Source organism: Micromonospora sp. RTBAU3-60 (assembly GCF_054963695.1).
On the sequence record NZ_JBUEGB010000078.1, the window covers coordinates 1 to 19,653 of the forward strand.

The 19,653-nt window shown below is 69.3% G+C and carries 19 protein-coding genes and 2 pseudogenes; 12 read left to right on the top strand and 9 right to left on the bottom strand.

What is annotated here, in order from left to right; all coding sequences use genetic code 11:
* Positions 1–369 (bottom strand): annotated as a pseudogene (locus ACY34I_RS35285) (dihydrofolate reductase family protein); the annotation flags it as partial.
* Positions 370–619: 250 nt separating this feature from the next.
* Between ACY34I_RS35285 and ACY34I_RS35290 the strand changes: the two are divergent.
* Positions 620–967, top strand: a complete 348-nt coding sequence (locus ACY34I_RS35290) for a hypothetical protein (protein ID WP_462759487.1) — start codon at positions 620–622, stop codon at positions 965–967.
* 206 nt (positions 968–1,173) lie between these two features.
* Here ACY34I_RS35290 and ACY34I_RS35295 read toward each other — a convergent pair whose 3' ends face one another.
* From ACY34I_RS35295 to ACY34I_RS35305, 3 genes are read right to left on the bottom strand one after another with little or no spacing between them, the layout of a single operon-like run.
* On the bottom strand, positions 1,174–1,668 hold the full coding sequence (locus ACY34I_RS35295; RefSeq protein WP_462759488.1) for a DUF6933 domain-containing protein: 495 nt from the start codon (positions 1,666–1,668) through the stop codon (positions 1,174–1,176).
* A 16-nt stretch (positions 1,669–1,684) separates the two neighbouring features.
* Positions 1,685–2,161, bottom strand: coding sequence for a helicase-associated domain-containing protein (locus ACY34I_RS35300; RefSeq protein ID WP_462759511.1), 477 nt, complete (start codon positions 2,159–2,161; stop codon positions 1,685–1,687).
* A gap of 2 nt (positions 2,162–2,163) precedes the next feature.
* Positions 2,164–3,480, bottom strand: coding sequence for an SAP domain-containing protein (locus ACY34I_RS35305; protein ID WP_462759489.1), 1,317 nt, complete (start codon positions 3,478–3,480; stop codon positions 2,164–2,166).
* Between the two features lie 598 nt (positions 3,481–4,078).
* Here ACY34I_RS35305 and ACY34I_RS35310 point away from each other — a divergent pair.
* Positions 4,079–5,263, top strand: coding sequence for a HEAT repeat domain-containing protein (locus ACY34I_RS35310; RefSeq protein ID WP_462759490.1), 1,185 nt, complete (start codon positions 4,079–4,081; stop codon positions 5,261–5,263).
* On the opposite strand, the gene ACY34I_RS35315 is transcribed toward ACY34I_RS35310, so the two are convergent.
* The 3 genes from ACY34I_RS35315 to ACY34I_RS35325 form a co-directional block, all read right to left on the bottom strand.
* The gene (locus ACY34I_RS35315; protein WP_462759491.1) at positions 5,176–5,655 is read right to left on the bottom strand and encodes a hypothetical protein; all 480 of its coding nucleotides are present in this window, start codon (positions 5,653–5,655) and stop codon (positions 5,176–5,178) included. The genes ACY34I_RS35310 and ACY34I_RS35315 overlap by 88 nt on opposite strands.
* 112 nt (positions 5,656–5,767) lie before the next feature.
* Positions 5,768–5,896, bottom strand: a complete 129-nt coding sequence (locus ACY34I_RS35320; RefSeq protein WP_462759492.1) for a hypothetical protein — start codon at positions 5,894–5,896, stop codon at positions 5,768–5,770.
* Between the two features lie 478 nt (positions 5,897–6,374).
* Positions 6,375–7,070 carry a hypothetical protein gene (locus tag ACY34I_RS35325; protein WP_462759493.1) on the bottom strand — a complete coding sequence of 232 codons (696 nt, stop codon included), beginning with the start codon at positions 7,068–7,070 and terminating at the stop codon, positions 6,375–6,377.
* 471 nt (positions 7,071–7,541) lie between these two features.
* On the opposite strand from ACY34I_RS35325, the gene ACY34I_RS35330 reads away from it, so the two are divergent.
* Positions 7,542–8,705 carry a hypothetical protein gene (locus ACY34I_RS35330; protein WP_462759494.1) on the top strand — a complete coding sequence of 388 codons (1,164 nt, stop codon included), beginning with the start codon at positions 7,542–7,544 and terminating at the stop codon, positions 8,703–8,705.
* A gap of 65 nt (positions 8,706–8,770) precedes the next feature.
* Here ACY34I_RS35330 and ACY34I_RS35335 read toward each other — a convergent pair.
* A pseudogene (locus ACY34I_RS35335) lies at positions 8,771–9,625 on the bottom strand (IS5 family transposase).
* Positions 9,626–9,970: 345 nt separating this feature from the next.
* Between ACY34I_RS35335 and ACY34I_RS35340 the strand changes: the two are divergent.
* On the top strand, positions 9,971–10,360 hold the full coding sequence (locus ACY34I_RS35340; protein WP_462759495.1) for a hypothetical protein: 390 nt from the start codon (positions 9,971–9,973) through the stop codon (positions 10,358–10,360).
* Here ACY34I_RS35340 and ACY34I_RS35345 read toward each other — a convergent pair.
* Entirely contained in the window at positions 10,341–10,991 is a 651-nt protein-coding gene (locus ACY34I_RS35345) for a GntR family transcriptional regulator (protein ID WP_462759496.1), read from the bottom strand. The genes ACY34I_RS35340 and ACY34I_RS35345 overlap by 20 nt on opposite strands.
* Positions 10,992–11,148: 157 nt before the next feature.
* Between ACY34I_RS35345 and ACY34I_RS35350 the strand changes: the two genes are divergently transcribed.
* From ACY34I_RS35350 to ACY34I_RS35385, 8 genes are read left to right on the top strand one after another with little or no spacing between them, the layout of a single operon-like run.
* Positions 11,149–11,841 (top strand): GntR family transcriptional regulator, encoded by a 693-nt coding sequence (locus ACY34I_RS35350; RefSeq protein WP_462759497.1) that lies wholly within the window; start codon positions 11,149–11,151, stop codon positions 11,839–11,841.
* Positions 11,842–11,863: 22 nt separating this feature from the next.
* Positions 11,864–13,291 carry an argininosuccinate lyase gene (gene argH / locus ACY34I_RS35355; protein WP_462759498.1) on the top strand — a complete coding sequence of 476 codons (1,428 nt, stop codon included), beginning with the start codon at positions 11,864–11,866 and terminating at the stop codon, positions 13,289–13,291.
* Positions 13,292–13,332: 41 nt separating this feature from the next.
* Positions 13,333–14,238 (top strand): amino acid ABC transporter permease, encoded by a 906-nt coding sequence (locus ACY34I_RS35360; protein WP_462759499.1) that lies wholly within the window; start codon positions 13,333–13,335, stop codon positions 14,236–14,238.
* Positions 14,235–15,014, top strand: coding sequence for an amino acid ABC transporter ATP-binding protein (locus ACY34I_RS35365; RefSeq protein ID WP_462759500.1), 780 nt, complete (start codon positions 14,235–14,237; stop codon positions 15,012–15,014). The genes ACY34I_RS35360 and ACY34I_RS35365 overlap by 4 nt, the downstream gene beginning before the upstream one ends.
* A 50-nt stretch (positions 15,015–15,064) precedes the next feature.
* Positions 15,065–15,937: an ABC transporter substrate-binding protein gene (locus tag ACY34I_RS35370; RefSeq protein ID WP_462759501.1), complete on the top strand. Its 873-nt coding sequence runs from the start codon at positions 15,065–15,067 to the stop codon at positions 15,935–15,937.
* Between the two features lies 1 nt (position 15,938).
* A complete protein-coding gene (locus ACY34I_RS35375; RefSeq protein WP_462759502.1) occupies positions 15,939–16,868 on the top strand; it encodes a polysaccharide deacetylase family protein in 930 nt (309 codons plus the stop codon).
* Positions 16,865–17,809: a polysaccharide deacetylase family protein gene (locus ACY34I_RS35380; RefSeq protein ID WP_462759503.1), complete on the top strand. Its 945-nt coding sequence runs from the start codon at positions 16,865–16,867 to the stop codon at positions 17,807–17,809. Before ACY34I_RS35375 ends, ACY34I_RS35380 begins: the two co-directional genes overlap by 4 nt.
* A complete protein-coding gene (locus ACY34I_RS35385) occupies positions 17,806–19,179 on the top strand; it encodes an MmgE/PrpD family protein (protein WP_462759504.1) in 1,374 nt (457 codons plus the stop codon). Before ACY34I_RS35380 ends, ACY34I_RS35385 begins: the two co-directional genes overlap by 4 nt.
* Positions 19,180–19,653 lie beyond the last annotated feature (474 nt).

Genomic DNA, 19,653 nt, shown 5'->3' on the forward strand with positions numbered 1-19,653 from the left:
GTTGGCGGTGTCGATCGCGTGCTCGATGCCGTCGGTGACGAACACGAACGAGTCGCTCTCGCGCTCCCAGCCGTCGGGGACGGTGTGCGTGACGACGACCACGGGCACGTCCATGGGGTGCCGGCCGCCCCAGCCGTGGGTCATGTCGAACAGCCGTCGTCCGACCACCAGCGCACCCGTCCGCTCGTTCAGGTCGCGCAGGTGTTTGGCGCTCGCCGCCGAGGTGCGCAGTGTCATGCCGGGCGTGGCCGTCGGCGTCTCGACGTCGCCGTTGTTGTACCACTGGAAGAGGTGTTCGAACCCGCCGTGCGACGCGTCGGCGATGTAGCCGTCCAACGACATGGTCGCCCCGGTCGTAACCTTCGTCATCGATCCACTCCCTGGTCTCCGTCGGCCCACCGATGACCCGGCCGGCTCGTCTCTGCCCAGAGGTCGAACCTGGCGGTGCCCGTTCGACATCGGCCGCAGGATTTTTCGACTACGGGCCATGGGCCCACCACGGATGTTCCGGATGGGCCAGACGGGACGATGCACGAGGTCAGCCTCGGCAGCTATTGATCCCGTGCCGCCGGGATGGGGGAAGTGTCACGCAGGTCGATTTGGCGACACGGGTGTTCTCGTGCGCGCCGATGGCCGGCAATGGGTATGGGTACACGCCCAATTGGCGGAACACGCCCGGTGCCGCCAGGTCTCGGCCGATGATCAAAACATGTGGGCGAAGATCGACGTACCGTGCGTCGGAGGGCCGGTGGACGGCCGCTGCGTCCTGGTGCCGGTCGACGAGGACGGCGTGCCCCCTGCAGTGATCGATCAGACCTGGTTGTGGATCGAGTACGGCGGCGAACTGCTCGACGCGGATATGAACGGCGTGTACGCGCTGGAGTCGATCGCCGGCGGCGGCCCGCCGTGGGTATACGTCTGGAGCAGTCTCCTCCCTGATCAGCAGTCAACCGATCAGCGGCGATAGCTGATCTCCAGCCTGCCCAACCGGCGGCACCGCGAAATCACGCCCCGGGCCCCGCGGCTGGCCCGATCCGGCGCACTACAGCTCCCGCAGCGGCCCCGGCCGTGCTCGTGCATGCCGGCCCGCCTACGGCTTCCGGTCTTCTCATGTTCGCCGCTACGCCGACAGCATCCCGGGATGGATTTGCCGGTGACCTGCCTCAGCCTTGATCAGGAGGCGATGGACCGTACCAGTGCTGCCAGTGCGCGATCGGGGCTTACGTTTCCTTTGTACAGGGGACTGCAGGGTGTCATGGCCAGCCGCAGCGACAGTGCGACAAGGTTGGGGCGGGCTGGATCGGCGTAGATCTCGGCGAGCTTGGTGAACTCGTTCATGACCCCGACGACGCTGCGGTTGGCGGTCGTGGCGAAGCGGCATTCTCGCATGTTCAGTAGCTCGTCGGCGATGACGGCCTTGGGCACCTGGTGGGCGTCGAGCACCGTCGCGATCTCGTCGGGGATGCGGGCGGGCAGGGAGCGTGCCGGTGCCAGCGGCAGCAGGACCGGCACTAGGGTGCGTTCGTTCACCAGCAGTGCCAGCCGGGGCCGCCACCACAGCGCGGTGGCGTACCACGGGCCGAGCAGTGTGGTGTCTTGGTCTCCGTCAACAGCCCGAGGCGGGGTGGTGTGGTCGAGGAGTTTCTTGGTTGCGCGTACGATCAGCATCTTGCTCTCCAGCCCGTCAGGCGCGGTGGCGGCGGGTTCGTTCGATGACGTCGCGGCCGTCGGCGTCTTGCTGGCGTGGCGCGTAGCCGGCCTTGCGCAGGACGGCCATCGTGTCAGCCGTGGTGGCTTGGCTGGCCAACACGGTCGGGGCGAGCAGACGCAGCTTGAGCTTGTCCAGCCGTTTGTCGGCGCAGATCTGAGCCAGCAGCGCGGTGTCGTCGCTGACCAGAGTGCTGGCCACGGGCGCGACCCGTACCGACCCGTGCTGGCGGGCGACGTCGGCCAGCAGGTAGACCAGCGGTTGCGGCAGCCCGCCGTCCGCGATCTTCGTCAGGGCTTTCGTCAGGCTGCGCTCGGTCCAGCCTGCGTCGTACGCTCCGCGTACGGATGCTGGGCTGAACCGCCAGGTCGTGGCCGTGCCGCGGGACTCCACGACGGCGGCCGCGTCGAGCAGCTCCACCAGCTCCGGACCTGGCGTTCCTGTCACGACCACGGTCAGGTCGGCCTGCAGCCGGGCGCTGCGGGCGAGATCCCCCAGGTCGCCGACAGCCTTGACGATGTCCTTACCGGCCAGCAGCGCCTGCCCGGCGGGGCTGATCGCGCCCGCGCCGAGAACCCCCAAGGTTCTGGCCTCCTCCAGCAGACCGCGCACCGCCATGGCGTCGCCGAAGGCCAGCGGCCCCCCCACCACATCCAATGCGCCACCTGATCGAGGTCCGGCGCTGCCCTGTCACCCAACGCCCGCAGCACGGCAAACCGGGCGTGCGCAGACCACGCTTCGTCGTAGTCCGGCACCCACGGCCCGGTCTGCGTCGACGGCAGACAGTCCAGCTCGCGCCACGCCTTCAGGATCACCGCCAGCCGCCGGTCCAGACCGAGCTGGAGCCAGCGATCGTACGCGCCCGTCGGGATCACGCGTTCGTCGAGTACGGCCAGCCCGGCCTTCACGGCGACCGCGAGCAGCAGCCGCACGGTCGAAACCGTCACACCAAGCGTCCTCGCCGTCCGAGTCAGCTCGCGCACGCCAACACCGCCGGCCTTCACCGTTGCCAGCGGCTCACGTCCAGCCCCGTCCAGCAGCGCCGACAACAGCCCGACTACAGCGATGCCCTGCGCCTGGGCGTCGCGGCGCACTGTCGCGGGATCCGGCGTGTGCCAGGCAACCGGCGGTTCCTGCGGCTGGAACGGAGCCCGGTAGCCGGCTCCTCGCAAAGCGATCGCGACCTGACCCGCCAGCTGATAGTCCTCCCAGGTCACGCGGTAGACCAGCCCGTGCTCCTCGGCCCAGTCCAGCGGATGCACCCGGCGATAGTGGTTCGGAAACCGAATGCGGTGCGCGATGCCGCTGCCGCCGTAGTGACGGATCAATCCACCGCCGCGATCAGCCTCCTCCAACACCGCCCGCGTCGCGGCGGGCATCCGCTTGACGAGATCGTGCACGTTGTCCGTGTCGAGAAAAAACTCCGCCATCGCCTCCAGCAGGTCCGCCTTGCGGCCCTTCGTAGGCAGCCCCAGGTTGCTCGCAACAACCTTCAGATCCTCGACGTTCAACACCATGGCGAGTTGCCCAGCCGACGGGCCGACACCCAGCGGACGGACGAAGACCTCTCGCAGGATGCCGTTCACCGAGAGCCGGCCCCGCAGCCGCGCGACAAGCCCCGCATCGGCGGCACGCTGCAGGTACGGCATCGCGTCGGCGCCGACCAACGCCGACACCTCAGCCTCGGCGACGACGCCACCCAGCGCCAAAGCCGCCTCCAACACCTGCAACGTCGGCAGGTCAAGGCCAGCAAGCTGATCATATGGATTCACGAGGCTGCTCCCAGGAACGGCGACACCCCTGAATCCAACCTCACAACCGCACCCCATGACGGGACCCCCCGCCTACCGCCAAACCTGAGCCCAACTGCCTGGCCCGCCGCCAGCGGCCCCGAAGCCAATCGTTGGCCCGCAAGGGGATGTCGAGCAGACGACCTCGTGGCGGGGACACAATGCCGGACCACACCGGTAAGGCCTGTTAGCCGCGGACGGTCTGCATCTCCTCCTCAAGGGGTTAGCCAGCCGAAGAACGCCGGGACACCGAGGAACAGGAACAGCCCCGCCAGCAGCCGGGCCGAGTGCTGACGTGATGCCACCGGCGGCCACCATCCCCCGAACGCGTCGTGCTCTCCATCAACGGCGACATCTACCGCGGCACGGTCGGTACGCACTGGCGGCACATCTCCGACTGGGTGCCACTCGTGGTCGAGGCCACCAGTGGGCCAGGTCCCTACCCGCCCTGAAGCCGATGTCCTAGGACGGTTTAGAGGGTGTGCATCACCGCAGGCGGTAACAGCTTTGACCGCAGTGTCCAGCGCCGTCTGGGGAGCGTGCGCTGGGATAGACGGCGCCGTGTGGCATGGTGACGCGGATGATCGACAGTGCTGAAGCATTGGAGGCCGTGGTCCGGCATGCCACCGAGCTCGAGGACGACTACGACGACATCGCGCCGATCCTCACAGCTCTGGCGGCGTGCGGGGACATCACCTTGGTGCCCCGGTTGCACCAGGCGCTCGACCGGTTCCTCGACGAGCAGAACCTCTACGGTCGGGACCTCATCGCCGGCATTCTGGCCGGCATCCAGGGTCTGGCTGCGCTCCCGGCGCTGCTGCGCGCATCGGCCCGCGATCTCGGTGACGACCAGGACAGCTTGACCGGCGAGATCATCGACCTGTTGCACACGAACAAGGCAGCCGCCCGTCGCACGGTGCTGGGCCTGACCACTGGTGGCACCCCAGAACTACGCCGGGCAGGACTGTGGGCGCTCGGATTCGTGGTCGAAGCGCAGGACGTCGAACTGCTGGCCACAGCCGCGACCGACGCCGACCCGCGGGTCAGGTCCGTGGCGATCGGCTCGATTCCCAACCCTGCTGGCGATGACCGAGGATTCCAGGTGCTCGTCGTGGCGCTGCGCGACCTCGACGATCAGGTACGCATCTCGGCCGCCAGCAGGCTCGGCTACACCGGCCTGGCCGACGCGGTTGCGCCACTCGCCGCCCTCGCCGCGGACCCCGTGCCGCGGGTACGGTCCATGGTCGCGTACGCACTCGGCCAGCTCCGCAAGGTCGAGGCAACCCCGGCATTGCTGCGGCTGCGACACGACCCCGATCGGCACGTCCGCGAGAACGCGCACGAAGCCCTTGGCTCAGTCGGCGGAGCGGCGGCGGTCGACGCGCTGCTGCTGATCGCCGCTGACAAGGACCCGCTGCTGCGAGCCCAGACCGCTCGGGCCCTCGCACAGGCAGTGGACTCGGATCCGCGCATACCGCAGCAGCTCACGACCCTGGCGCAAGACGACGAGCCGGCAGTGCGCGCCGCCACCATCAGCGGACTAATCAGCACCGACAGCGTGCGACCGCAGTGGGCGTCGCTCGTGGTCGGGCTGGCGAACGACCCAGACCCGGTAGTCCGCCAGCGCGTCGCCGTTGCGGCACGCCGCCTCGCGCCCGACGCCGCCCCCGACATCCTTCACCAGTACGCCAGCGACGCCGACCCGACCGTGCGCCGGATCGCCGATGCGGAACTTGCTCGGCTGACCGATGCCGCCGCACGCTGAGCCGCAGTGACGATGGAGCCGGCGCTGACTGGGTTCCACCGCGGATCGCAGTCTGCGCCGACCCCCGGCTCGACCCGCACATCAGCGCACACGCGGCAGCGGAGGACCAGGTGCCCGCCGCAGCGGCACGGCCACCAGCCCCGCACCGCAGTCGTCGCCGAGCCGCCTGCGTAGCCGTGCCCGTTGTGGCACTCGTCCGGCTCGTCGCCGACCAGCTCGCGGACCCGTCGGTAGGGGAGGGCGACCACGTGCGGGTCGGCGCGGGCGGCCTGGACCAGGTGCCGCAGCTCGGTGGGGGAGTCCACGGCGTACTCGACGACGGTCACGCCGGCGGGCGAGTTGTCGGCCCGGTCCCAACGGATCGTGATGTGCCAGCGCGTTCGCCACTCCACGCTCGTAGGCTAGGCGAACGTATGTTCTAAGGCGTGTGGGGCCGGCAGATGGGGGCCCGCATTGCCCAACCATTACGCATGGAGTTTGGTCTGAGACGAGTTGTCGGTTTGCTCAGGCGTGGAAGCGGGCGATGACGGGGGCGTGGTCGGGGACGGTGGCGGGGCGTCGGGTGTCGGTGGATTCGGTGATCGAGCCGATGTCGTCGACGAGGCTGTCGACGCTGGCGACTCGTAGGCGCATGTCGCGGGAGACAAGTATGTGGTCGATTAGTTCGCCTCGTACGCCGACATCACAGGGAGCAGTTGAGATTGCTAACGCTGATCGGCTGCTTCCCAGCCGATCCAGAGATCTACCACCGGCCCCAACCGCCGCTTGCCGGCTTTCCCGCCGTCGGCGAGTTGGGTCAGGAGAGACCGCCAGCGGCCACCTGCGTGATCTGACCGCCGCCGAAGCGCTCGCCATCGACCTAGCCGGCAGCTATGAGCAGGTATATCTGCACGAGCAGTTCGAGGCGGCGCTCGTCGGAAGCATCGCCCCGCATATCGGTTAGCCGGTCGATCTCCCAAAGGCCGTCGGCAGCTGGCAGGTCCGTTGATGGTTTGCGCAGGCAGGCCCTCCCGCTGTCATTGACCTGGGTAAGCCAACCCCCGCGGGCATGTCGGCAGGCCGGACGAGCTTGCACCGGGCTTTCCATGGTCGACCGGAGAGGGGCTCGGGTCTAGCCGGCGAAAGCCTCGGCCATCAGCGTGAGGCGCTCAATCGGCGCTTGCGGGTGACGAGGGCTGTGCTGGCCGAGGCAGATCGGCAGGTCGTTGTGCTCGGTCCAATCACGGTCGCCCCAGAATCGATGGCTCGCGTTCAGTAGCTCCCCGGCAGCTTCATTCTGTTGCCGTTGGACTCCGATAGCGGCGAGGGCTGTTGCCACGACGTTGTTGGCGCCGCGTGGGATGCCGGCGTCTCCCACGGCGGGAAGGAGCAGGAGGAGACGTTGTGCCCAGCTGCGCTTCGGGTCCGGTTGATTCGCTGTGGCGAGCAGCTCCGGCCACGAGAGCGCTGGTCCGTGGAAACCTCCCTCCAGGGCGGCAGCGGTGACCAGAGCCTCAGATCCGGCCGGCTGAAGCAGGTAGTCCCATCCCGAGTCGCCGTCGAAGTTGCGGAAGAGGATGTGCAGGCAGTGGCCCCGGGCGAGGTCCACGGTGATGAAGGGCCATCTGTCGGGCTGGTGCATCGTCTCCGCGTAGACCTCCACATCGGCGGGGTCGATGTCGAAGGCCAGCGCAGCCGTATTGGAGCCGCCTACCGAGAGCAGGAACGCTGGCCAGAACAAGGGGTCATCGAGCCACGGCGTAGCGTCTACGAGCACGGATGCGTCAACCGGCGGTCGAAAGGCATCAAGATAGCCGCGCAGAGGCACCTAACCATCCTCGCAGACGATGGTCATCGCGTTGGTCCTTGATCGAACGACCCGGCATGCAAGACTGCCTGCGTTGGCGCACGCACCAATCTGCCCGTCATGCCGGGCATCCCGGTTTCAGCCGTCGTTGACAACAAACTGGGTGACGACCGGGGCGCGCCGACGCCGGTGTCCACGGACGATGCGGATCAGACAACGGCGGTGTGCTCCACGTGTCAGTAGCCGGGCGCCCCGGAAGGCCAGCGCTCACGGCGAGGCAAATGTGTGGCTCCGGAATCCTTCCCGAGTTCACGCGACAGCCCGCGCACGCGCTGCGCTGAATTGCGGGGAGGCCCACCCTGGGCGGCGTGTAACGGGTGCGCGAGGGGCTGCTGCGACGGGGGAGCACAGCCGGTCGCAGGAACGCCGGCCGATACGGCTGATGGTTCTCGATCAGCCGGCTGGTCGGTCCGTGATGCTACTTTGCCGGCCGTGAATGACTACCTGCGCGCCGTCGACTGGGAATCGCTGCAAGGTCCCTACGGACCGGCCTCGGATGTGCCGAGGCTGTTGCAGACGCTTCGATCTCACGACCCGGCGGCGCGGGGCGAGGCGGAAGAGCAGCTCGAAGACCATCTCCAGCACCAAGGCTTGGCGGAGGAACCGGCTGCCGCCGCAGCGCCATACCTGATCGATCTGCTTGCCGACCAGGAGGCACCAGATCGGCTGGTGGCCTACCGCCTCCTGCGGACGATCCTCGATTGTGTCGAGCTGCACGAATCGCCGAGGCCGGCGTCCGACGTTCCGAGTCTCAGCGAACTCGCATCGCAGCGCTCGGACTGGTGGTTGTCCAGGTCACCGGAGTGGCGCAGGCATGGCGGATATCAACGCCCGGTCACCGATCCCTGCCACGCCGCAGCGTATGAGGCAGTGCGGGCCGGTGTCCCCACGTACCTGCAGGTCCTGCAGGATCCCGACCCGGACCTTCGTCTCGGGATGGCGTATCTGCTCGCCGCCTTCCCCCAGGAGTGGGCAACCATCTCACCCCTTCTGGCCCAACGGCTCTCAGTAGAGATGGACCCGGCCGTGGCCGCGGAGATGTGCATCGCGGCCGGACTCGCCGGCCAGCCCTCCGACGGCGCCATCGTGGATGCGGTACGCCAGTGGCGTGGCAACTCCGACCGGCTTCTTCACCGAGCGGCGCTGATCGGACTGGTGCGGCTCCTTCCGGCACCCGACACGGCGCTTCTGGCCGAGCTGACCGACTGCCTGATGGATCCGGTTCAGGATTGGGATTCACAGGCCGGCGCGATGGCCAATGTCACCGCCTCGGCCCTCGGCGGTCTCACCGTGAACTCGATGCCACAGCTCGCTGGTCTGCTGCTGGAGCGGATGCGGGTTCCAGACCCGCATCGGTCTGACTTCCTGGCGCTGCGGCTACTGCTTGGCCTGGCTTTTCCCGACGGTCCACTTCCGGAGGGCACCGCATTCGACGATCTCTCACTTTTGCAGCAGGAGGTGGTCCGCGTCGTCATTCGTGCCCGCCTGCTGGCGCAGGGCCCGCTGATGGTGCGAGCCATCGGAGAGTGCAATCTCCCCTATACAGAGGAAGCTCTCGCGACGTGGTGTGCCGGGCAGCCTCATAGCGCGAGCTGACCGTAGCGAACGACTGCGGCATCACCCGTCGAGGACGTTCCCGAGGCGCTTGCTAAGCCGCCGGATCATGGTTTGGGGCGGTCCGGTTTCGCGCGTAGCCAGATGAGGATATCGGCGATCTGCACGGTGGCGCGGTAGCGGCTGGCGAGCAGTCGTAGCGGGTGGCGACGCCGCGGTGGCGTTTGAGTCGGTTGATGCCGTTCTCGACGGCGTGGCGTAGCCGGTAGAGGTCCTTGTCGAACGCGGGTGGGCGGCCGCCCTTGGAGCCTTTGGCCTTGCGGTGGGTGTCCTGGTCGGTCTTGCTGGGGATGCATGCCTTGATCCCGCGTGAGCGCAGGTATCTGCGGTTGCCGCGACTGGTGTATGCCTTGTCGGCCAGGACCAGGTCGGGGCAGGTACGGGGCCGGCCGACACCGAGGCGGGTCACGCGGATGCGGCGCAGGACGGGGATGAACTGCGGGCTGTCACCCCGGTGCCCGGCGGTCACGGTCAGGGAGAGGACCTTCTGTCCCTGCTCGCAGGCAAGATGAGTCTTGGTGGTCAGCCCGCCGCGGGATCGGCCCAGCGCATGGTCGGCCGGCTCGTCGTGCACGCCGCCGGGCGGCTCCTTCTGCAGATGCCCGTCGGTGCGGGCGCCTGCGGCGTGCTGGTAGGCGCGACTGGTCATCGAGTCCACGCTCACCGTCCAGGCGATCCGGCCCTGCGCGTCGCCGGCAGCCTGCAACGCGGACAGGATCTTGTCCCAGGTCCCGTCACGCTGCCAGCGGCGAAACAGGCCATAGACGGTGGGCCAGGGCGCGTACTCGGCCGGGACGTCCCGCCACGGGGCACCAATCCGGATCCGCCACCGGATCCCATCGAAGATCAGGGCTCTCGGCGCCACACGCTGAGGCCGCTCGGACGGCCCCGGCGGTCAGCATGACGGCCGCCTGGCCTGCGCCCCGCCGACGCCTCGACGAGCAGCTGATCGGCGCGGTCATCCCCACCCCGCTTCCTCGCCCGGCACCGACACCGGCTTCGATGCCGGAGCCGCCCGCAGCCGTCCCATCTGCGCGGGAACCGGTCGACGACATCGTCTTCGACGTGGCTCGCCCGGACGCCGACGGCCGGGTGGCCGCCCGAGCGTTGCTGCGGGCGCTGGGCTGGCCATCCGGTCACCGCCTCCACGTCGACGTCACGGACGGCCTCCTGCCGTCGGCGCCCGCGGGGCACTACCTCTGCCCGCCGCGGCCCGGCAACTCTGCGGCATCCACCCGCATCGGCCGGTGCTGCTGGCGGCGATCCCGGCGCGCGATCTGCTCGTCGTGCACCCCTCGAACACCATCGCGCGGCTCCTCGCGGACCTGCACGCCGCCGTCCCTGACGATCCACGTTCCGGCCAACAGCATGCCGAGGTCGCCCTGCCACGCGCGGAGGTGCAGGCACCACCCGGTCTCGACAATTACGTGTACGTCGACGGCCGTCCCCGCCTCGCACGCGTCAGCGGTGACCTGTTGGTGGTCGACGTCGAACCCGGCTGCCACACCATCGCCGGAACCCAACCGGAATACTCGCCGGACGTCGTGCTGTGGGCACCGCGGTGCAGGTTCAACGCGTCCAACGATCCCGTAACGCAACGGCGTCTTATGCTCACAGTCAGTCCTTGGAGGGCATGAACGCCTTGGCGTGGGAGAGGTGCTCGCCGAGGAGCCGAGCTGCCTCGGCCCCCTTCGCCTGCCTGATCAGGGTGATGATCCTGCGGTGCTCACGCACCTGGGCGGGTAGGTCGTCGCTGGTGCGGTCGACCGTCGCCACGGCGAGGCGGACCTCGGACATGAGCTCCCGAGCCGTGGCGTTGAGCCGCGGGCTGCCGAGCAGCCCGACGACCGCCACGTGCAGGGCGAGGTGTGCCTCGGTCACGGTGGCGGGGTCGGCCCCCGCCCGCACCACCTCCTCGTAGCGCCGCTGCGCCTCGAGCAGGGCGGTGAGGTCGGCGCGGGCGGCGTACTCGACGGCGTTAGCGGCAGCCATCTCCAAGACGCGGCGCGCCTTGAAGATGTCCTCGATCTCGTCCTCGCTGAGCTGGCGCACCACGACCCCGCGGTTCGGCTGCCGCACCAGCAGCCCTTCCGCGGTGAGCACCTGCAGGGCCTCTCGAACTGTGCTCCGTCCCACGCCCAGGCTCTCGGCGAGGTTGAGCTCCCTGAGGCTCGCCCCGCCCTCCAGCGTGCCGGCGTACATCTCATCGCGAAGGGCCTGAGCCACCCGGTCCACCGTGCTGGACCGGTCGATCTTGATCGCTCTCAAGGCCAGTTCCCTTTCGTGTCATCGGGTGGACGTGGCGGGGTGCGCTCAACCTAGCCGACGGTCCACGACGTGAGAAACGTCGGCGGAAGTGTTGACGGCGCGACCCAGCGGTGGAATGTTGTCCGACAATCAGGCAGCCAGACGAACAGGAAACCAGATGATCCGCCCCCTCGCCATCACCCGGTTCACAGTCGTGGACCAGATGGTTGACGCGCTGCGAGGGATGATCCTCACCGGCGAGATCCGTCAGGGAGGCTCCCTCCACGAGGCGGACCTGGCGGCTTCCTTCGGGGTCGCCAGGAGCACGGTGCGTGAGGTGCTGCGCCAGCTGGCTGGTGAGGGGCTGGTGTCGTTCGCCCCCGGCCGAGGTGCGGAGGTCCGCAACCTCTCGCGCCAGGACGCCATGGACGCCTTCGCGGCGCGTCGAGCCCTGGAGAGCTACGCGGCGCGCACCATCGCAGCCCTGTCGGAGTCCGACCGTGAGTCCGCGCTGGAGCCCGTGGCCACGGCGCTCGCCGCCTTCGAGTCGGCAGCCGAACGACACGACCCCTCCGCGCTCGCCGACGCGCACATGGACTTCCATCTGGCCGTGGTCGCGGCCCTGAGGAGCCCGCGGCTCACCGCCTTCGCGCGCAGCGTCCACCACGACCTGCGTCTCTGGCTGATGGCCATCGACTGCGAGAAGGATGACGCACCCGAGCAGGTGGCCTGTCATCGTCGGTTGCTCGAACTGCTGTGTACCGCCACCCCGGACGCAGCGGAGAAGGCCGTCCGCGACCACATCAGCGACGGCACCCAGGCCGCCGCCACCGTCCTCAAGCAGAACACCGCAGCCGACCTGGTCGACTGATCCCCACCCTGGAGACTCCCGCATGACCACCATGCCAACCCGCCTGTGGGGCGGACGCTTCGAGGCTGCGCCCGACGCGGCTCTCGAGAACCTGTCCCGCTCGCACATCTCCTACTTCGACATGGCCCCCTACGACCTCGCTGGCTCCCGGGCCCATGCCCGCGAGCTGGAGCGCGCCGGCCTGCTCGACGTCAACGAGCTCGCCACCCTGCTGAACGCCATCGACACCCTCGACGACGAGTACCGACGTGGCGAGCTCTCGCCGCGGCTGGAGGACGAGGACGTGCACACGTTCCTCGAGCGGCTACTCATGGAACGACTCGGCGTGCTCGGCGGAAAGCTCCGCGCCGGACGCTCGCGCAACGACCAGGCCGCGAACGACCTCCGGCTCTATCTGCGGGACAAGTCCCGACGACTGGTCGAGGCCGCCGCCGAGCTCGTCGAGGCGCTGCTCACCCAGGCCCGCGAGCACCGCGGTACCCCGGCACCGGGGATGACCCACCTGCAGCCCGCGCAGCCCATCACCTTCGGCCACCAGTTGCTGGCCCACGCGCACGCCCTCAGCCGCGACCTCGAGCGGCTGCAGGACTGGGACCGCCGCAGCGCGCGGTCACCGCTCGGGGCGGCCGCACTGGCCGGCTCGGCCATCGCCCTGACCCCCGAGAACTCGGCACGTGAGCTCGGGTACGACCGGCCGTGTGCCAACTCGATCGACGCGGTCGCCAGCCGTGACCACGTGGCCGAGTTCCTCTTCGTCGGCTCCATGCTGGCGATCGACATCTCGCGGCTGGCCGAGGAGATCTGCCTGTGGGCCACCCGGCAGTTCCGCTGGGTGGCGCTCGACGACGCCTTCGCTACCGGGTCTTCGATCATGCCGCAGAAGAAGAACCCCGACATCGCCGAGCTCGCGCGTGGCAAGGCAGGCCGCCTCATCGGCAACCTCACGGGCCTGCTCAGCACCCTCAAGGGGCTGCCCCTGGCCTACAACCGCGACCTGGCCGAGGACAAACGGGCAGCCTTCGACACCATCGAGACGCTGCTGACGGTGCTGCCAGCCATGGCGGGTCTGGTGCGCACCATGCGCGTCCAGGTCGCCGAGCTCGCGGCCCAGGCCACGGAGGGGTTCACGCTGGCGACGGAGGTGGCGGACTGGCTTGCGCGGCAGGGCGTTCCGTTCAACGAGGCCCACGAGATCACCGGTGCCGTGGTCCGGCTCTGCGAGGAGCGCGGTGTGGACCTGGACGCGCTCGGGGCCGAGGACCTGGCCTCGGTCGACCCACGCCTGACGCCCGACGTCCGGGCCGTGCTGACGGTGGAGGCCGCCCTGGCTGCCCGCTCCGGGACGGGCGGCACGGCCCCCGAGCGGGTCGAGGACCAGATCGTCGAGCTGGAGCAGACCCTGGCGGACCAGCGTTCCTGGGCCGCCACCTACGCCGGGCCACGGGCGTGACGGCCAACCGCCCGGGCTTGCGGGACGAAGGGAGTCAGACCGTGAATCGCACCGTCGAGCCGGCGGTGGAGGCCGAGCTCCTGACGCTGCCGCGGAAGCGCTACGGAGAGCTCGCCGGTGCCTTGGCGGTGCTGGCGGTGCTCGCCTGGCTCGCCATGTCGCTGGCCAACGCCGCCATCGACTGGGGCGTCGTGCGCGACCACCTGACCGTGGACGTCCTCCTGAAGGGGCTCGGCACCACGATCATCCTCACGATCGTGGCCATGGTCCTCGGAGTCATCCTGGGCGTGGTCGTGGCCGTGATGCGCCTGTCGCACAGCCCGGTCACGAGCACCGTGGGGTGGCTCTACGTCTGGGTGTTCCGTGGCACGCCCGTATACCTGCAGCTGCTCGCGTGGTTCAACATCGCCTTGATCTTCCCCTACCTGCAGATCCCCGGGATCTGGGGCGCACGCACCGTAGACGTGGTCACGCCCTTCGTGGCCGCCGCCATCGGGCTCGGCCTGAACCAGGGCGCCTACACCTCGGAGGTGGTCCGGGCCGGCATCCTCTCGGTCGACGAGGGCCAGACCGAGGCGGCGTACGCCATCGGCATGACGAGGCTTCGGACGATGCGGCGCATCGTGCTGCCCCAGGCGATGCGCGTCATCCTGCCGCCGATCGGAAACGAGACCATCGGCATGCTCAAGACCACCTCACTGGCCTCGGCCATCGGGGTGAGCGAGATCCTCTCCGAGGCCCAGCACATCTACTTCGTCAACAACCGGATCATGGAGCTGCTGATCGTCTGCGCGGTGTGGTACCTCGCGGCGGTGTCGCTCCTCTCCGTCGTCCAGTTCTACCTGGAGCGCCATTTCGCCAAGGGAAGCAGCAGCCGCTCGCTGCCCGACACGCCGGTCCAGCGACTACGCAAGGCGATCACCTCCGGAAAGCAGGCCAGGCGATGACCACCACGACCAACCAGCGCCCCCTGGTGCGGGCTGAGTCGGTCCACAAGCACTTCGGCGACCTCGAGGTGCTGCGCGGGATCAGCCTCGACGTCAGCCGGGGCGAGGTGGTCTGCCTGCTCGGTCCCTCGGGCTCGGGCAAGAGCACCTTCCTGCGCTGCATCAACCACCTCGAGCAGGTCAACGCCGGACGCATCTGGGTGGGCGACGAGGTCATCGGCTACCGGCAGCAGGGCGACCGGCTCCACGAGCTAAACCACCGCGCCATCGCGCGGCAGCGCCGGCGTATCGGGATGGTCTTCCAGAAGTTCAACCTCTTCCCGCACATGACGGCGCTGGAGAACGTCATCGAGGGCCCCGTCGGGGTGCAGGGCGTCCCGAAGACGCAGGCCGTTGCCCGCGCCAAGACGCTCCTGACCAGAGTGGGCCTCGGAAACAAGGAGAACGCCTACCCGCGCCAGCTCTCGGGAGGCCAGCAGCAACGCGTGGCCATCGCCCGTGCGCTCGCAATGGAACCCGAACTGATGCTCTTCGACGAGCCCACCTCGGCGCTCGACCCCGAGCTCGTCGGCGAGGTCCTCGACGTCATGAAGGACCTCGCCCAGACCGGCCTGACGATGATCGTGGTCACCCATGAGATCGGCTTCGCCCGGGAGGTCGCGGACCGCGTGGCCTTCATGGACGGCGGGGAGATCCTCGAGATCGGCCCCCCGTCACAGGTCCTCGGCGACCCGCAGCATCCCCGTACCCGATCCTTCCTCTCTCGGGTCCTCTGACCGCACCCTGCCTGTTCCCACCCCTGCCCCCCATCACCGAAGGAACCCCCATGCCCCGCTACACCCGCACCATCGGCCTGGCCGTGACCGCCGTCGTCGCAACATCGTCCCTTGCCGCATGCGCCGGGAAGCCGCCCACCGACACCGGCGCAGGCGATGCCTCCCTCCCCGCGGCCATCGCCGCCTCCAAGGAGATCCGGATCGGGCTGTCGCCCGACTTCCCGCCGATGGAATACCGCGACGAGAAGTCACAGCAGCTCGCCGGAGTCGACGTCGAGCTGGCGAAGGCCCTCGGTGCCAGCCTCGGCCTGAAGGTCACGTTCGTCGAGGAGAAGTTCGACCAGCTAATGAACTCCGTGTCCACCGGGCGCGTCGACATCGTCATGTCCGGCATCTCGGATACGGTCCAGCGCCAGGAGACGGTCGACTTCGTCGACTACTTCAAGTCCGAGGGGCGGCTGTACACCCTCAGCGCCCGCGCCGGTGAGTTCACCTCGCCCGACCAGGTCTGCGGCAAGAAGCTCGCGGTGAGCAAGACCACCGACTACTACCAGCAGGCGCTGGACCTGGACAAGAAGGAGTGCAAGGGCGCCGGCCGGCCCGCGATCCAGATCCTGCCCACCGACTCAGGCAGCGCGGCGCGCCTGCAGCTGGAGCAGAAGCGGGCCGATCTGGCCATCCAGGGCGCGGAGAACCTCGCCTTCTTCGCCAAGACCCAGCCCGGCAAGTTCGACGTGGTGCTGGACCCGCTGCCGGCAAACCCGTTCGCCGTAGTCCTGAAGAAGGGCGACAAGCCCATGGCCGACCTGGTGACCAAGGGCCTCACCCAGATCCAGCAGGACGGCACCTACGACAAGATCCTCAAGGAGGCGGGGCTCGAGTACGGCTCGATGAAGCCGGTCTTCAACGGCGTCAAGGAGTGACGTGACCCACCGCCCGCGGAACCCGACGCCGCCCCGCTGGCCAGCGCCCCACACCTCGGCGGTGGCCCTGGCCTTCGACCTCGACGGCCCGACCGGGAGCGCCATGCTCGACGGCTCGATCTGGCGCCGGCCCAGCTACTTCGCACTCGGTGGCTACGGACCGTTCCGGGCCCTGCCCCGCATCCTCGACGTCCTCGGGGAGGCCGGTGTCCGCGCCACGTTCTTCACGCCCGCCTGGGTCGTGGAGACGTGGCCGGACGCCTGCCGCCGGATCGTCGAGAGCGGCCACGAGGTTGCGCACCACGGCTACCGGCACGAGTGCTATTACGACCTCACCGTCGACGAGCAGGTGGAGGTCCTGCGGCGCAGCCAGCGGGTCTTCCACGACGTGCTCGGCGTCGAGGCGGTCGGCTTCCGGACACCGTCGGGGGACTGGCACCCCGAGACGCCGAGGCTGCTGGTCGAGCACGGGTTCAGCTACTCGAGCTCCATGCGTGGTGACGACCGCCCGTACCTGCATCGCGTCGCCGGGGTGAGCACCTCCCTCGTCGAGATCCCCGCCAGGTGGGACTTCGACGACTACGCCTACTTGGCGTACACCCGCAATCCCGACTATCCGGTCGGTCAGGACCGCATCGCCGGCTACCGGACCACCCTCCAGAACTGGACCCGCGAGTTCGACGGCTACCACGCCGAGGGGCTGTGCCTGACCACCCTGCTGCACCCCAAGGTGTCCGGCAAGCCGGGACGGATCCTGATCCTCGAGCGGCTACTGGCGCACATGCGTTCGCGCCCAGGCGTCTGGTTCGCGACCTGCGCCGAGGTCGCCCAGTGGTGGCGTGACTCCGGCCAGGGTGACGCCGCCAGCGGTGGCGCGGGCGCCGGGCAGCCTCTGCCGGCCGGGGACCTGGCAATCAGGGAGCGCGCATGAGCGACCGCACGACCGACCAGGCCCGATGGCCAGGAGGTGCCCGCGTGGCCGTGGTGGTCACCGTCGACCTCGACGCCGACCTGGCCATCCTCGCCGCCTCCCCGTCGGTGACCGACCGCGCGAAGACCCTGTCGGTGGGCGGTTACGGCGCGTGGCGTGGGGCCGACCGACTGCTCGACCTGTTCGCCGAGCGGGATGTGCCCTCGACGTGGTTCGTCCCGGGGCAGAACGCCCTGCGCTACCCCGACCTGGTCCGACGGATCGCCGCGGCAGGGCACGAGCTGGCCTGCCACGGCGACGCGCACGAGGACTTCCACGAGCTGACGCTGGCAGGCCAGGTCGCGGCCGTCCGCGCGGGCCTCACCCGGCTGCGCGAGACCGCCGGTGTCCCCGTGCGCGGCTTCCGTACCCCGATGGGCGAATGGGCGCCCGGCCTTGCCGCGCATCTGCCCGACCTGGGAATCAGTTGGTCGTCCTCGTCGCATGGCGACGACCTCCCGTTCCTGCACCCGGGCATGCCCGCGGCCCATGGCCACGTGGGGGGTGCCGGAGCCGAGTGCCACGGGAAGTTGGTGGAGATCCCGGTGCACTACGAGCTCGAGGACCACCAGTACTTCTTCTTCAACCTCGAGCCGGCCTTCCCGGTCGGGCAGTCACGCATCGCACCGTACGCGGAGGTGTTGGCCAACTGGAAGCAGGAGTTCGATGCCTACCACCGTTTCGGGCTCTGCTTTGTCCTGCGCCTGCACCCCGAGGTGACCGGAACCCCCGGTCGTGTCTCGCTGGTCCGGGAGCTGCTCACCCACATCCAGGCGCAGTCGGATGTCTGGCTGACCACCGGCTCGGAGCTCGCGGACTGGTGGTCGCAGCACCATCGGGTCAACGAGCCCGGGCATCCGGCGGATGTGTTCGCCCGCCTCACCCAGGAGGCGAGAGCATGAGTGCACCGCCGGTCGCAGGCTCGGCGACGCTGGCACCGCTGGCCCGCCTCGCGGCGACGACGGACCACGACGCGCTCCCCGAGGTGGTGCGGCACAAGGCATCCATCCACCTGTTGGACACCCTGGGCGCCGGCCTTGCCGGAGCCGGCAGCGCGGAGACGGCGGCGATGCTGGCGGCGCTGGGCCACGAGCGCGGCGCGGTCCCGGTCTGGGGCACGTCGGTCGCGCTCGGGCCCCGTGACGCCGCACTGGTGAACGGCGTGTCCAGCCATGCCTTCGAACTGGACGACACCGGTGGCTGCGATCACTCCGGCGCTGTCGTCGTCCCGGCGGCCCTCGCCGCCGTCGCGTCGGTGGACGCACCGGTCACCGGGCGGCGGCTGCTGACCGCTGTGGTCGTCGGCTACGACGTCGCCCGACGCGTTCTCGAGTCGCTGGGCGGCTACGAGGCGCACAACGGTGCGGGGTTCCACTCCACCGGCACATGTGGCCCGCTCGGTGCCGCAGCCGCGGCGGCGCACGTGCTGGGCCTGACGGTGGAGCAGACCCAGCACGCCCTGGGGCTCGCAGCGAGCGCCGCTAGCGGGGTGTGGGCCTTCGTGCACGACGGGGCGATGAGCAAGCGGCTCCACGCCGGTCAGGCGGCGGAGGCCGGGGTGCGCGCTGCTCTGCTGGCCCGCGCCGGGATGACCGGGCCGAGCGCAGTCCTCGACGACGTGTGGGGCGGACTCCTGTCCACCTACGCCCGCGACACGGCCAGGCCAGAGGCACTCGTCGACGGACTGGGTGTCTCGTGGAGGATCCAGCGCTGCTCCATCAAGCCGTACGCGTCGTGCCGAGGGACGCACTCCACGATCGACGCCGTGGCGGCCATCCTCGACGAGCACGGGCTGTCGGCAGCGGACGTCGCATCGGTCTCGGTGCGGCTCAGCGAGTTCCTGCACGGCATGTGCGGTGGGCGCGACGTCGGCACTCTGGCCGCGGCGCAGCTGAGCCTGCCGTATGCCGTGGCGGCACGCGTCGAACTCGGCGGGGCCGGGCTGGATGCCTACCAGGAGCACGTCCTGCTCAGCGCGGCGATGGCACGAAGGATGGCGACGATCGACCTCGTGGTCGACCCACGGCAGTCCGCCACCGACGAGCCACTGGTGTCCGTCCGCACCACCGACGGGAGGGTCCACACCCGCCAGGCAGGTCCACCGCTCGGGTCACCGAGCAACCCCTTGTCCGACACCGCGATCCGCGCGAAGTTCCGCGGCCTGGCCACCCGGTCGATCCCGCGAGACCAGGCCCAACACATCGAACGACTCGTCCTCGCCCTCGAAGAGGTGCCGGACGTCCGGGTCGTCACCGCGCTTTTGGCGAGGTGAGAAGCGAAGGTCCCTGCCCGCGTGCTCACGCGCGAGCAGGGACCCACGGGCGTGCCGGCAACTGACCTACCGTGCCCGAATGGGGGGTCGCCGACCTGGTTCGCCTGCGGTTCAGCGAGCATGATCGGGCCGCTCCGGCCCGGTCCCCGTCGCGGTTCGTCCGCGACGATCTCCGGCCGATGCGGGCCCGTCGCGTCGTATGGCCGGTGGGGGACCGCCCTTGGACATCGTGCCGCACCAGGCGGCGGGCTTGGTCGAGGGGCCGTTAGGGAAGAGCGGCGCGCGATCTCTTCGTAACCCGCATCCTCCTAGACGAGTAGTTCCAAAGTCCGGGGTCGATGTCCAGGCATGAGGAGAGGGCATCCAAGATCATGTTGTGACGCAAGACCTGGACACCCTCTTGACCGCACCGTACGTGAAGATCGACGACAGCATCCGCACGCCCCGCTGGCGGGGCCCCAGCGCCGGTCGGCG